Genomic DNA, 770 nt, shown 5'->3' with positions numbered 1-770 from the left:
GCTCCAAAACAATCAGAAAAACCTAAATCTAGCGCTCCAAAACAAACAGAGAAGCCTAAATCTAGCGCTCCAAAACAAACAGAGAAGCCTAAATCTAGCGCTCCAAAACAAACAGAGAAGCCTAAATCTAGCGCTCCAAAACAAACAGAGAAGCCTAAATCTAGCGCTCCAAAACAATCTGATAAACAAAAGAATACGGCACCTAAACAGGATAAGCCAAAGTCTACAGTCCAGTCTGGCTGGGTAGGCTCATCTTATTATGAAAATGGTGTTAAAGTCACTAATAAGTGGATTTTTGACAAAAAGGTTAACTCCTACTTCTATTTAAATGCATCGGGAAATTATGTCCAAAATGCCTGGGTCGGTAATTATTATCTCAAATCTGATGGTAAGAGAGCTAAGAACGAATGGATTTATGATAAGAAATACTCTGCACATTATTATTTAACAGCAGAAGGTAGCTATGCTCGTAATACCTGGGTCGGTAGTTACTATCTAAAATCAGACGGTAAGAGAGCTAAAAATGAATGGATTTATGATAAAAACTCTGGTTCCTATTTTTATCTAACAGCTGAAGGAAGTTCTGCTCGTAACACTTGGGTAGGAAATTACTACCTCAAATCAGATGGAAAGATGGCCAAGAATGAATGGATTTATGATAAGAAATACTCTGCTCACTATTATTTAACATCAGAAGGTAGCTATGCTCGTAATACCTGGGTCGGTAGTTACTATCTAAAATCAGACGGTAAGAGAGCTAAAAATGAATG

1 pseudogene is annotated in these 770 nt (G+C 37.3%); it reads left to right on the top strand.

Annotated features, from left to right (window positions below):
- Positions 1 to 770: pseudogene (locus tag ACESNQ_RS08660) on the top strand (Ltp family lipoprotein); the annotation flags it as partial.

It is taken from the genome of Streptococcus infantis, from assembly GCF_964243025.1.
GTDB classification, from domain to species: domain Bacteria; phylum Bacillota; class Bacilli; order Lactobacillales; family Streptococcaceae; genus Streptococcus; species Streptococcus infantis_N.
This window is presented reverse-complemented; position numbering and strand designations above follow the sequence as displayed.